A 12759-nucleotide genomic window follows, 5' to 3' on the forward strand; every position below is an offset into this window, starting at 1 on the left:
GCCTTGTTTTATCAAGGGACTCCGGGCGCTGCAGGGACGGAGAAAAAAGCCTCAACATAAGGGGCTACCTGGCCCACGTACAAGATGTGCCCGTGCGAGAGTGAGGTTTGTGTGAGTGATTTAATTCCAACCCGTGAGGAACAGGAAGGTGATGGCGAAGTTCGCTATCGCATGCTGTATGAGTCGGAAGACAAAGTCTACATCCGACATATCAAGGGTGTTTTCACCCGTGTTCGCAAATATACCGGCCTGCCTTTGCTGCTGGCTTTCTTCTTCCTACCCTGGATCAATATCGACGGGCGCCAGTCGGTCTTCTTTGATCTCCCCACCCGCCAATTCCATATTTTCTGGACTACTTTCGGCCCCCAGGACGGCTTCCTTCTAGGTTGGCTGCTGATCATTGCCGCCTTCGCGCTGTTTGCGGTCACCACTTTGCTGGGCAGGGTGTGGTGTGGCTTCACCTGTCCGCAGACCGTCTGGACCATGATGTTTATCTGGGCAGAAAGGGTTTGTGAAGGCGATCGCAACAAGCGAATGAAGCTCGACAAGGCCCCCTGGAACCTGGAAAAGGTTCTGCGCAAGGGTGGCACGCACACGATCTGGCTGCTGATCTCACTGGCAACTGCACTGGCATTTGTGGGTTATTTCTACGGTGTGCGCGAGCTGGTCGTGGATCTGGCGACGTTTAACGCGCACCCGCAGGGTGTTTTCTGGGTCGCTTTCTTCACTTTTGCCACCTATATGAACGCCGGCTTCCTGCGTGAGCAGGTGTGTAAATACATGTGCCCCTATGCCCGTTTCCAGTCGGTGATGTACGACGAGGATACGCTGGCGGTTTACTACGATGCCAAGCGGGGTGAGACCCGTGGTCCGCGCAAAAAGAACGTGGATTACAAGGCGGAAGGTATGGGCGACTGTATCGACTGCTACTGGTGTGTTCAGGTGTGTCCGGTGGATATCGATATCCGCGACGGCATGCAGTACGAATGTATCAACTGTGGCCTCTGTGTCGATGCGTGTAATAGCGTGATGGACAAGATGGGCTATGAGCAGGGCTTGATTCGCTTCACCTCTGAGGACGAATTGCAGGGTGGAAAGACCCGCTTCCTGCGCCCGCGCCTATTTGGCTACGCGTTGATACTGGTTGCGATGACCGGCCTGTTTGCACAGCAAGTGATGACTCGAAGCCCAATCGAGGCAGAAATCACTCGCGACCGCGGTGCTCGTATGTTCCGTGAGTCCCAGGGACAGGTGCAAAATGTCTACACGGTAAAAATCAATAATATGGATCAGGCTCCCCACGAATTCACCATAAAGGTGGAAGGTAAGCCTGAATACGATTACTCCATTCGCAAGCCGAAGACGATTTACCTGGTGCCTGGAGAGATGTTCTCCGTTCCCATTCGGGTAAGCGTTCCCAGAGACCAGCTGAAGGATACCAAGCACGATATCGAGATTGTTGTCCAAGCAGTCGACAATCCTGAGCTGGTTGATAAGCACCGAACGGTGTTTATTGGTCCAAAGCAGTAGACGGGACGCCAATCCCGTTGCAAAGTACGGGCCCGCCCAGGCGGGCTCGACTTTTGTGCACAAACGGTAACTTTTTGGTAACGCGATGAATGAATCAACCCCAAAACCCTGGTACCGGGAACCTTGGGCGTGGATGGTACTGGCCCCACTGATTACAGTGGTGGTTGTCTCCACAATTACAGTCTCGATAGCGGTGCGCTTTGCTGACGATAAAGTCAGTGATACTTACTACAAAGACAGCCGCATGTATCACTTCAGCGCCGAGCAGGACTTGCGTGCGAAAGAGCTGGGTTTGGCCGCTTTGGTCCAGTTTCAGCCGTCTGAAAAATCGGTTGTCGTGGAGCTGAATGGCGACCTCGACTACCCCAAGGCCCTACTGCTCACATTGAGCCACCCAGTGGAGTCTGACCTGGATAAGCATATCGAGCTCTCCCAGCTCTCCGTGGGCCGCTACCAGGGCACTTTGCCTGAAGGCGTTGGGAATCGTTGGTATCTGCGCTTGATGCCGGAGCTCGATCCCGATGCGCATCAGGACGCCAACTGGCGCCTGAAAGGTGAAATCAACTTCGATCTCGGCAATGCCGCGCCACTGAACGCAGTAACTCAATGACTTCGTCTTCCTCCTCCTGTTATCACTGCGGACTCCCAGTCCCACCCGGCAGCAACCACTCGGTGGTTATCGACGGGGCCGCCCGGGATATGTGTTGTCCAGGTTGTGAGGCGGTAGCCAGCGCTATCGTTTCCGGTGGTCTGGATGGCTTTTATCGCTTCCGGGAGAAGGAGAGTGACAGGCCGGAGGAAGCTCAACCCCAGGACCGCTGGGCGGCATACGATTTGCCGGAAGTGCAGCAGCAGTTTGTTCACGATTGGGATAACGGCAACAAGATTGCCTCGCTGTTGATTAGCGGTATTACCTGTGCGGCCTGTGTGTGGTTGATAGAAAAGCACCTGGGGCAGTTGGACGGGATTGAGAAGGTCTCTGTCAACGCCAGTACTCAGCGTGCCCAGATTGGTTTTAATCCCGACAAGATCAAACCCAGTGAGCTGTTTGGCGAACTGGAAAGGATTGGCTACCGGCCGGCCCCGGCTACTGCGGCCAACCAGGAAAGTGTGATCCAGAGCGAACACCGCGCCGCCCTGCGCCGCCTGGGTGTCGCTGGACTCGGCACCATGCAGGTGATGATGTTTGCCATCGCCCTGTATTTTGGTGCTGCAGCGGAAGAGGGCGTCGGCGAGTTCGAACGCTACTTCCGCTGGGTTTCTCTGCTGGTGGCAACGCCAGTGGTTTTCTATGCGGCGCGTCCATTTTTCAGTGCCGCTTTGCGCAGTCTGCGCGCCCGACACCTGAGTATGGATGTGCCGGTGTCCCTGGCGATTGGTATGGCCTATGTCGCCAGCTTTTACGCCACGGTATTTGGCACCGGCGAGGTGTACTTCGAATCTATCTCCATGTTCACCTTCTTCCTGTTGTTGGGACGAACGGTGGAGATGCGCGCCCGCCATCGGGCTGGCTTAGCCAGCGGTGGTCTGGCTCAGTTGCTGCCGATGACGGCGGCCAAATACCAAGGTGACGATATTGTCCATGTACCGGTGGCCGCATTGGTCGCTGGGGATAAAGTCTTATTGCGCCCGGGAGACACTATCCCCGCCGATGGGGAGGTGCTGGAGGGCGTTAGTGGTGTGGATGAATCCCTGCTCAGTGGTGAATCGGCACTGCAGCAGAAGTCTGCAGGCAGTCCGGTTTATGCCGGTAGTGTCAACGGCGATTCCACCCTGACTATTCGAATTACGGCAGCGGGGCAGTCGACTCGCCTGTCCGCCATTGAGCGCCTGGTAGAACGGGCGCAGTTAGATAAACCCAACCAAGTGGCCCTGGCAGATCGGGTCGCGGGTATTTTTGTCGGTGTCGTTTTATTCGCGGCACTAGCGGCGTTTGTTGTCTGGTGGCAAATCGATCCCAGTCGCGCTTTTTGGGTATCCCTGTCTGTGCTGGTGGTGACTTGCCCCTGTGCACTGTCGCTGGCAACCCCTGCTGCCCTGGCCTCTGCCACCCTGCGTTTACAGCAGTTGGGACTTCTTGTGGCTGGAGGCAGCCTACTGGAAACGCTGCCGCGTATCGGCCGGGTGCTGTTCGACAAGACCGGTACCCTGACGCGCGGTGAGCCGAGAATCCTGCATATTGATTTGCTGCGGGCCAACTGGAGCGAGCAGCGGGTTAAGGATGTTGCCGCTGCCCTGGAATCCCAGACCAATCACCCCCTGGCCAGGGCCTTCCGTGCCTGGCGTGGCAATCTCATCGCCACTGATCTGAAAGTTCATACCGGGGCTGGTCTGGAAGGGCAGATCGAGGGGGACAGTTACCGACTGGGTAAGGCGAGCTTTGTCTCCAGTGAGGATGTTTCTACACCCGAAGGGGAGGGGCAGTGGCTGCTGCTCGGCGACTCCCTGGGTCCTATTGCCTGGATTGCGTTGGGGGATAAGTTACGGGATTCGGCAACCACCGCTGTTGAGGGTTTGACTGAGCAAGGTCTTTCAGTGGAACTGCTCAGTGGTGACCAGTCTGCGGAAGTTGAGCGGCTGGCAGGGCGAGCGGGTATCGACAACTACCGCGCCGGTGCTTCACCAGAGGACAAGCTCAGCCATATGAAGCAGCTGCAAAGCGATGGTGAGAAGGTGTTAATGGTGGGGGATGGCATCAATGATGTGCCAGTGCTCTCCGGTGCTGATGCCTCTGTGGCGATGATGTCAGCGGCGGATCTGGCCCAGTCCCGCGCCGATGCCATTTTGCTGAACGGAGATCTCGAAGTGCTGCCCAAGGCTATAGAGCTGGCGCACAAATGCCGCCGAATTGTGCGGCAAAACCTGGCATGGGCTCTGGGCTACAACGTGATTGCCCTGCCGTTGGCATTTTGCGGTCTGGTGCCGCCCTGGGCTGCGGCAATCGGTATGTCCCTGAGTTCTCTGATCGTAGTGCTAAATGCGTTGCGTCTGTCCCGTGGACAGGAAGTCGACGAAAACCCTGTGAGCGCCGCGGCTTAATCCCGTGCTCACAGAAAGAGAGGAGGTGTAACTGATGGAAAGTCTGTATTTCCTGATTCCCATTGCGGTGATTTTGGTTGGCTTTGCGGTGAAGCTCTTTTTCTGGGCCGTGAATAACGGACAGTACGATGACCTGGAAACGGAAGGTCGTCGTATTTTGTTTGATGACGATGATGTTCAGCAGGATAAATCTGACGCGGAAAGGAAGCAGGAGAAGTAAGTGGGGGACTGGGGTTTTTTAGCGGCGGCTCTGGCTATCGGTTTTTTGGGTAGCAGTCACTGCATCGGTATGTGTGGGGGAATCTCCGGAGCGCTGGGTATGGCGACACCGGGGAAAAAGACTGCTTGGGTGCAGCTGGGCTCTTACCAATTGGGTCGCCTGGGTAGCTATGCGCTGATGGGAGCGCTCGCCGGTGCCCTTGGTGCGGCGATATTGCCCGCTCTAACTCCACTGCGCTTTGCCGCCGGGGTCATGCTGATCCTGATGGCGCTGTATATCGGCGGTATCTGGCAGGGATTGGCTTGGATTGAAAAAGGGGGCCGTTACCTTTGGCGCTATGTGCAGCCACTATCGGCCAAATTGTTGCCGGTTCGCTCAGCGGGGCAGGCATTGGCACTGGGCTCCCTGTGGGGCTGGTTGCCCTGTGGTTTGGTTTACAGCGCGCTGACGTTCGCTTTGGCCCAGGGCAGTGCCGAGCGGTCTGCCCTGGCGATGTTTGCTTTTGGTTTGGGCACCGTGCCCGCCATGCTGGCCACTGGTGCTGCGGCGGCACAGGTGCGTGGCATAGTGCAGAAGCCAGGAGTTCGCTATGGTTTCGCCGCAGCGATTTTGCTGTTTGGTATCTGGACCATTTGGGGGGCTATGGGCCACGGTGGACACGGAGACCACGCCAACCACGGGCAGATGAGCGGGATGGAAGCCCCCGCCGAAGACAAAGAAGAGCAGGGGCACCATCATCACCATCACTAAGCGCAGTGATGGTGGGTCTTGTGGGCGCTAGAGATCGATCCGCAGGGATAGGTCGATAGCGCGCAGGTGCTTGGTCAGGCTACCGGAAGAGATATAGTCCACTTCCAGTTCAGCTAACTGAGCGATGCGATCCCGGTCGACACTGCCGGAAAGCTCAATTTTGGCTTTGCCTTTGGCCAGTTTCAGGGCCGTTCTAGTGTCTTCATCATTGAATTCGTCGAGCATAATAACGTCCACACCGACGGCGAGCGCCTGCTCCAGCTCTTCAATATTTTCCACTTCGACTTCAATCAAGGCTTCCGGCTTGATTACTCGCGCTTGGGCGACGGCGTGCTCAATGCCACCGGCGGCGAAGATATGGTTCTCTTTGATCAGGAAGGCGTCGTAAAGACCGATGCGGTGATTGTGGCAGCCACCGCAAAGTACGGCGTACTTCTGTGCGCTGCGCAGACCGGGAATGGTCTTGCGGGTATCGAGAATCTTCACCTCAGTGCCTTCAGCTCGCGCGGCGAACTCCGCAGCGGTTGTGGCAGTACCGGATAAGGTTTGCAGGAAATTCAGTGCGGTGCGCTCGCCGGTGAGGATGGCGCGGGCATTGCCTTCCAGCTCAAAAATAACGGCGTTGGCTTTGATGCGGTCGCCGTCCTCGAAGTGCCAGGTGAGGACGAGCTCCGGGTCCAGGGTGTGGAATACAGCCTCTACCCAGGCGCGACCACTCAGAGTGCAATATTCGCGGGTGATTACCCGGGCCCGCGCATTGCGGTCCTCTGGGATCAGCTGGGCGGTGATATCGCCACTACCAATATCTTCTTCCAGGGCCACCTGAACTGAGCGTTGCAGGTCGGTAGTGATATTGGGAATAGCCGTGTCTTGTGGTCGCATTGGGAAACCTCGAAATTAACGCCGGCGCAGTTTACCAAAACACTCGGGGTTTTGACTGCTCAACTCAGTCATTGGCAAGTAGCAGTTGGCTCTACGAATAGCTGTGACAAGTGTCTCAAATATGTCGCAGAACTGTGTAAAACAGTCCTATAACGCGAGTAGAATGACCGAAGAGTTAGGCTTGATCGCAGCCTGAATTGTTTCAGAGCAGGGCCGGTAAACGCTGTTCTCTCGCGGTCAAAACTTGAGTGAAATCAAGAACTTCGGCAGATTTTTCGCGCATGATCGCGGCGGGATTTCAACAGTTTGGGAATGTGGTTAACGGGGAACAGAAAGCCCCCGTTTCCGCTTGGGAGACCACTTTTCCACTCACTAATTTTTGCTTTTGGCCTCAGCGCTACAAGTCGGACGGCATTCGAAGGACCTCTTGGAAATGAGTGAATCCAGAAAGGTAGTTTCCCTCTCAGAGAAAAGTGGAGCGCGAAATATTTCTGCATCAGGTAAGCCCCCTGTTCTGCCCGCCGCAGTAACAATGCTGAAGGACAAAGCGACGGCACAGCTGCTGGAGCGGATTAAAGCGCTGTTTGGCAAGGTGGATGATTCCCTGTTTGCAATGGCCGAGCGAGCTCATGGCCAGGAGGAGCAGGATGGGCTTTTCCAGGCACTGCGCCTGCTACGCGTTGAGCGCCGCAATATTGCCGAGCACTTTATCCAGAACGTCTCGCGCGCTTTTCAGGTCCGCCAGGAAGAAAAGACGGAAAGCAGTTTCGCCTCAGATAACCTGTCGCTGGTTCACAATGATGACCTGGAGCAGTTGGTCGCTGCCGATACCATGGTGGCCAATGCCAAGCGCGATTTCGCCGAGCCCCTTACCGAGCTGTGCATGAGGCTCGATACGCTCTACTCCGTCAAGGTGTACGACAAGAACAACCCTCTGGGGCCAGACGTAATCTGTGACGCCTTTGTAGAGGCGATTCAGGATCTGGACCTATTTATCCGCGCTCGCCTCACCCTGCTGAAAAAGTTCGAGCAGGTGGTCATGCTGCAGCTGCGGGACTTCTATGAATTCTGTAACCAATTACTTGTAGAGCAGGGCGTACTGCCATCTCTGCGTGAGCAGCAGCGAGTAGCCAGGCAGCGCTCGGCCTACAACGGTGCTCCCCACGCCGCCAGTGCCCCCACTGGTAGTGCCGGTGGTGTAGAGGCTGGCAGCCAGCCAGTACAAGGTGGAGTCGCAGCGACAGGGCACTTCCCCCCAGGGTTAGTGCCCGCAGCCGCAGGTGTTACTCCAATGCCTGCAGGGGATCTGCTTTCCCACTTGGGTGCACTGCAAAGTGGCAGCCACTATCAAGGTGGAAGTGCGGTACAGCTTTTGAATGTGGGCGAATTGCTACAGCAGCGCTTGGTGGATTCCAATCAGGCCGCCTCGCTGGCAAAAGTCGATAGCGATGTGATCAAGCTGGTAGAGATGTTGTTTTCCTTTATTCTGGAGGACCGCAGCCTTGCCACCCAAATCAAATCACTTCTGGGCCGCCTGCAACTGCCGCTGTTGAAAGTAGCCATTGCAGACAAGTCATTTTTCAGTAAAGGCGGCCATCCTGCGCGCAAATTGCTGAACGAGTTGGCCGATGCCGCTACCGGATGGCAGGCGGGGGATAACTACGAATCCGATCCCCTGTACAAAGAGATATCCGAAATTGTTGAGCGCGTGCTTAATGAGTTTGATCGGGATATCAATATCTTTGCCGTTTTGCTGGAATCCCTGCGCGAATTTATCGTCCGCGAGCGCAAGCGTGCCGAGATGTTGGAGCGCCGCGTTGTCGATGAGGCGGATGGTCGGGCTAAAACCCAAGCTGCCCGCGCACGGGTTGCCGCAGTAATGGATGCCTTGGTTGCAGAGCGGGATCTGCCACAGGTGGTGCAGGATTGGTTGAACAAAGTTTGGAACAACGTGCTGTTCCTGACCTGTGTCAAAGAGGGGACAGAGAGCGACGCCTGGAACCGCGACGTGCGCACAGCGAGAGATCTCGTGTGGAGTGTGCAGGCCCCAATGCCGGATTCCCGCAAACAGTTATTGAGCTTACTGCCTGTTTTGCAGGAGAGATTGCGCGAGGGAATTGAGGCGCTTTCCTATAACGCTTTCGAAGCGCGTACCCTTTTCACCGGCCTCAAAGAAGTTTATCGCGAGCGCTTTGCCCTGGCCCAGCAATTGGCGGAGCAGCGTGAACGTGAAGTGGCAGAGCAGGTTGCCCGCGAAGTGCGCGCAGCGAAATCTGCTGAGCCTGCGCCTGTTGTTGCTGATAATGTTGCTGACAAGCCTGTTGCCCCTGTAGTGGAGCAGGAGACTGATGCCGGACCTGCTGATGTTACTGAAGCTACGGTTGGTGAAGCTGCAGTGACTGAAGCGGTTATTGCAGAAGCCGTGGTTACCCGGGAAGTGATTTCAGACACTGCCGAAGACCAACTTCCAGATGAGCCAGCTGAAGTTACTGTTGAAGCTGTCCAAGCCGAACCCCAGGAAGTGGCCGTGCCGCAGATGGAAGAGCTTGAGCAGGCAGTTGCTGAAGCAGAGGTGGCTGCACCGGAGCAGGATGGACTGGCCCCCCTTGACGAAGATGATCCCCACTGGCAGATGACCTTCCGCCTGGCACAGGGCAGTTGGTTCGAGCTGAAGCGCTCTGAGGACGAGCAGTTCCGTTGTCGTCTGGCGGCGGTAATTCGCGATATCGACCAGTTTATCTTCGTTAATCGCAATGGCGCCAAAGTCGCTGAATTCGCCCGACTAGAGTTGGCCCATGCGCTGCGTTCGGCACAACTGTTGCCACTGGATGACGGCATGTTGTTTGAGCGGGCGCTGCAGTCCGTAATTGGCAATGTGCGCAAGAAGCGCAGTGAGCAGCGCTAATTTTCAGGAATTTAACGAGCGGACGTTGAGTATTTAGCAGGGATACTCAGTGGCCAGTGGTTTTCCGCAAGTTATGTCGCGATACTGCTCCGATCAGATTGGCATATCGATCAACGCTTCCATAGAATGGTAACTGCTGAAGCCCCGGGCGATACCGGGGCTATCAATAGGTTGCAGCGGAGATCGCAGATTGAAATATCAAGTGGAGTCTGGCTGGTTGGCGGGCGCGCGCCGGGTTCCGAGTCCTCATTGCAATAGCCGCCCGGAAGACTGTGCGGTGGATCTATTGGTGATTCACAGTATCAGCTTGCCGCCCGGACAGTATGGCGGCCCCTACATTGATGCCTTTTTCCTGGGGCAGTTGGATATCGATGCGCACCCCTATTTTGCCGATATCGCTGCGTTACAGGTGTCTGCGCATATTTTGATCGACCGCGATGGCCTGGTAACTCAATACGTGCCCCTTGATCGTCGTGCCTGGCACGCGGGCAAGTCCGAGTTTAAAGGTCGCACTAATTGCAATGATTTTTCCATTGGTATTGAGCTGGAAGGTTTGGATACCGATATTTACACCGACTCCCAATATCACGCACTTGCCGAGGTGAGCGCTGCGATTATGCAAGCTTATCCCGCTATTGATATCGATAGAATTGCCAGTCATTCGGATATTGCTCCCGGAAGGAAATTGGACCCGGGTCCGGGGTTTGACTGGGAGCGCTACCTCAACAAGCTGAAAGAAATCGTCTGATATCCAGTAGCGGTCCTTAAAAGCGGGAAGGGTTTCTGTATCAGGAGCCGTAGCACGATTTTGATAACTGAAACAGTCTCGGATTATTTATGACTCTGTTAATTGTTCTGATCACCGTTGCCCTAGTGCAAATCTGGGGCTCAGGGGCTCCGTTACATCGCGATGGTTGGTTCAGTCGCTGGGGCGAGTATTTACAGGCGTTGCCCAGCATTAATGGCAATAGTGGTCTGCTGCTTGGTATCACTATCCTGGTTCCAGTATTGATCTCTGCGATTGCGATGACGCTGGCAGAGGGCGCAGCGGGCGGTCTGGGCTACTTGCTGTTGGGGGTGCCACTGCTGCTCTATTGTCTCGGTCGCGGCAACTTCAACGATATCGTCGCAAATTACCTGCGCCACTGGTATAGCGGAGACCTGGAAGGTGCTACCAAAGCGGCGGCGCCCATTTTGCGCGAGTTACACGAAGCGCCCTCCGATGACACTTGTCTGCATGAGCAGGTATTTCGCGGCGCTGCCTACTGCGCCTTTGAGAGACTCTTCGCGGTGCTGTTCTGGTTTATTTTGCTGGGTATTCCCGGGGCAGTACTCTTCCGCTTGAGTGCTTTGTACGCAGAAAATACCCGGGGCTCCTCCGAAGAGGCGACGGCGGCGCGTTGGTTGTGGTTGCTGGAATGGCTGCCGGTCCGTGTGATGGGGCTGAGCTTTGCCATTGTGGGTAACTTTGCCGGCTGTTACCGCGCCTGGCGCCGGGTGTTGATGTGTCGTGAGAGCCATACCGATCAGGTTCTCGAAGCTTACCTGGAGGGGGCTCTCGGCGGTATTGACGCCAGTGAGTGCAGTGGTGGTTCCGATCTGTCTCAGATGCAGCGCCAAAGTGGTGCGGAGATTGAGGGGCTTCAAGCGCTGCTATCCAGAACCTTGCTTCTCTGGATCACTGGTTTGGCCCTTCTGGTTCTGTTTATCTAAGGAGCCTCTGAATAACTCCGTGATGCCTGTACCATCGCCCCAGAGATACTTTTGTCTTCTGGGACGATTGTTGAATTTGTCGCCATTTTCAAAATTTTCTTTCCTTCCTATCTTGACTTATCCCCCCCTTCCTACGAAATTGCGCGCCCCAGCGGCCGGACTTCGGCGCTTTGCCATATCAATAAAGCGAAGCTAGTCATTGCCTGCGACGGCTTATACTCATTGGAGGAAGTAGGGTTTGGAAGTTTCGGTATTGGAACCGCAAATGTTGTCAGATCTGGCTAGGGCAAACGATTGGAACGCAGCCACATTAGTGGCGGGCTTGCGAACCTATTTTCGCAGCGGCAGCACCACTGAATTGAGTTGGCGGCGCAAGCAACTGTCTCAGCTGCGCAAGATGATCTCCGAGAACGAGGCACATTTTGTCCAAGCCCTTCAGGATGATTTGCGCAAAGCCCCCCAGGAAAGCTACCTCACTGAAATTTCATTTCTCTACAATGATATCAATCACACCCTGAAGTCCCTGAAGAAATGGGTGCGCCCGCGCAAGGTCCAATCGCCGATGATGACCCAGCCGGCCAAGAGCTATGTGCAACCGGAGCCGCTGGGTGTAGTGCTGATTATCGGTGCCTGGAATTATCCGCTGCAATTATTGTTATCGCCGCTGGTACCGGCGATTGCCGCTGGCAATTGCGCGGTGGTAAAGCCCTCTGAATTATCGCCCGCAACCTCCCGGTTAATCGCAGAATTATTACCGCGTTATCTCGACAATGATGCCTTTGCGTGCGTCGAAGGTGGTGTGGCGGAAACCACGGCGCTGCTGGAGCAGCGCTGGGACCATATTATGTACACCGGCGGTGGCCGGGTTGGCAAAATCATAATGAGTGCGGCGGCTAAATACCTGACTCCGGTAACCCTGGAACTCGGCGGAAAGAGCCCTTGTATTGTTGCCGATGATGCCAATCTGGAAGTGGCTGCACGGCGAATTGCCTGGGGTAAATTTACCAACGCGGGGCAGACTTGTATCGCCCCGGATTATGTTCTCTGTAGTCGGCAGACAGCCGATCGGTTCACCCCCATGTTGCAGCGGGTTCTCTGGGAAATGTATGGGGAGCATCCGCGGGAATCTGCCGACTATGGGCGCATTATTAACAGCCAGCACACCCTTCGCCTGTCGGATTACCTGGGGGATGGAGAGGTGGTATTTGGCGGTGAAGTCGATGTGGATGACTGCTATATGGCGCCCACCATAATGCGCAACGTCAATCTCTCTGCGGGAGTTATGCAGGAGGAGATCTTTGGCCCGATACTCCCCATTATTGAACTGGATGATTTTTCCAAAGCGGAGGAGTTTGTCAATGAGCGAGAGAAGCCCCTGGCCCTGTATGTATTTACCCAGGATGAAGCATTGGCGGATCGGATTCTATCCCGTTGCAGCTCCGGCAACGCCTGTGTGAATGACTGTATGATGTTTATGCTGGCCCAGGATTTGCCTTTTGGAGGCGTCGGTGCCAGCGGTATGGGGTCCTACCATGGAGAGCATGGCTTCCGCACTTTCAGTCATTACAAGGCCGTAATGCGGCGCAGAAATATCCTCGATATCGATATACGATATGCACCCTTCAACGACAGGAAAATGAAATTCCTGCGTTTGCTCAGCAAATAATTCCTTATCGACAGGCACGGTTTTCCACTGTGCCTGCTCCGTAGAACACTGGAT

General features: G+C 55.5%; 10 protein-coding genes. 9 read left to right on the forward strand and 1 reads right to left on the reverse strand.

Annotated elements, in window-relative coordinates:
* Positions 1-111 precede the first annotated feature (111 nt).
* The 5 genes from ccoG to ACG1BZ_RS05355 all read left to right on the forward strand — a co-directional run bounded on the left by ccoG (position 112) and on the right by ACG1BZ_RS05355 (position 5539).
* Complete coding sequence (gene ccoG / locus ACG1BZ_RS05335) at positions 112-1530, forward strand: cytochrome c oxidase accessory protein CcoG (protein ID WP_413664704.1); 1419 nt, start codon at positions 112-114, stop codon at positions 1528-1530.
* A gap of 85 nt (positions 1531-1615) precedes the next feature.
* Positions 1616-2140: a FixH family protein gene (locus ACG1BZ_RS05340; protein ID WP_413664705.1), complete on the forward strand. Its 525-nt coding sequence runs from the start codon at positions 1616-1618 to the stop codon at positions 2138-2140.
* Entirely contained in the window at positions 2137-4569 is a 2433-nt protein-coding gene (locus ACG1BZ_RS05345; RefSeq protein WP_413664706.1) for a heavy metal translocating P-type ATPase, read from the forward strand. Before ACG1BZ_RS05340 ends, ACG1BZ_RS05345 begins: the two co-directional genes overlap by 4 nt.
* Before the next feature lie 34 nt (positions 4570-4603).
* Entirely contained in the window at positions 4604-4789 is a 186-nt protein-coding gene (ccoS, locus tag ACG1BZ_RS05350; RefSeq protein ID WP_108732140.1) for a cbb3-type cytochrome oxidase assembly protein CcoS, read from the forward strand.
* Positions 4790-5539 carry a sulfite exporter TauE/SafE family protein gene (locus ACG1BZ_RS05355; protein WP_413664707.1) on the forward strand — a complete coding sequence of 250 codons (750 nt, stop codon included), beginning with the start codon at positions 4790-4792 and terminating at the stop codon, positions 5537-5539.
* A 27-nt stretch (positions 5540-5566) separates the two neighbouring features.
* Here ACG1BZ_RS05355 and nadC read toward each other — a convergent pair whose 3' ends face one another.
* A complete protein-coding gene (gene nadC, locus ACG1BZ_RS05360; protein ID WP_413664708.1) occupies positions 5567-6421 on the reverse strand; it encodes a carboxylating nicotinate-nucleotide diphosphorylase in 855 nt (284 codons plus the stop codon).
* A gap of 433 nt (positions 6422-6854) precedes the next feature.
* Between nadC and ACG1BZ_RS05365 the strand changes: the two genes are divergently transcribed.
* The 4 genes from ACG1BZ_RS05365 (at position 6855) to ACG1BZ_RS05380 (ending at position 12705) form a co-directional block, all read left to right on the forward strand.
* Positions 6855-9326, forward strand: a complete 2472-nt coding sequence (locus ACG1BZ_RS05365; RefSeq protein WP_413664709.1) for a DUF1631 family protein — start codon at positions 6855-6857, stop codon at positions 9324-9326.
* 190 nt (positions 9327-9516) lie between these two features.
* Positions 9517-10074, forward strand: a complete 558-nt coding sequence (ampD, locus tag ACG1BZ_RS05370) for a 1,6-anhydro-N-acetylmuramyl-L-alanine amidase AmpD (RefSeq protein WP_413664710.1) — start codon at positions 9517-9519, stop codon at positions 10072-10074.
* Positions 10075-10163: 89 nt separating this feature from the next.
* A complete protein-coding gene (ampE, locus tag ACG1BZ_RS05375; protein ID WP_413664711.1) occupies positions 10164-11039 on the forward strand; it encodes a regulatory signaling modulator protein AmpE in 876 nt (291 codons plus the stop codon).
* 238 nt (positions 11040-11277) lie between these two features.
* Positions 11278-12705, forward strand: a complete 1428-nt coding sequence (locus ACG1BZ_RS05380; RefSeq protein WP_413664712.1) for an aldehyde dehydrogenase family protein — start codon at positions 11278-11280, stop codon at positions 12703-12705.
* Positions 12706-12759 lie beyond the last annotated feature (54 nt).

The sequence above is a fragment of the Microbulbifer sp. CNSA002 genome, from assembly GCF_047324085.1.
In the GTDB taxonomy this organism is placed as follows: domain Bacteria; phylum Pseudomonadota; class Gammaproteobacteria; order Pseudomonadales; family Cellvibrionaceae; genus Microbulbifer.

Excerpts from the sequence above, each read along its gene's own strand:
- ACG1BZ_RS05340 (WP_413664705.1), top strand. The coding sequence starts at position 1,616 with ATGAATGAATCAACCCCAAAACCCTGGTACCGGGAACCTTGGGCGTGG.
- ACG1BZ_RS05345 (WP_413664706.1), top strand. The coding sequence starts at position 2,137 with ATGACTTCGTCTTCCTCCTCCTGTTATCACTGCGGACTCCCAGTCCCA.
- ccoS (WP_108732140.1), top strand. The coding sequence starts at position 4,604 with ATGGAAAGTCTGTATTTCCTGATTCCCATTGCGGTGATTTTGGTTGGC.
- nadC (WP_413664708.1), bottom strand. The coding sequence starts at position 6,421 with ATGCGACCACAAGACACGGCTATTCCCAATATCACTACCGACCTGCAA.
- ACG1BZ_RS05365 (WP_413664709.1), top strand. The coding sequence starts at position 6,855 with ATGAGTGAATCCAGAAAGGTAGTTTCCCTCTCAGAGAAAAGTGGAGCG.
- ampE (WP_413664711.1), top strand. The coding sequence starts at position 10,164 with ATGACTCTGTTAATTGTTCTGATCACCGTTGCCCTAGTGCAAATCTGG.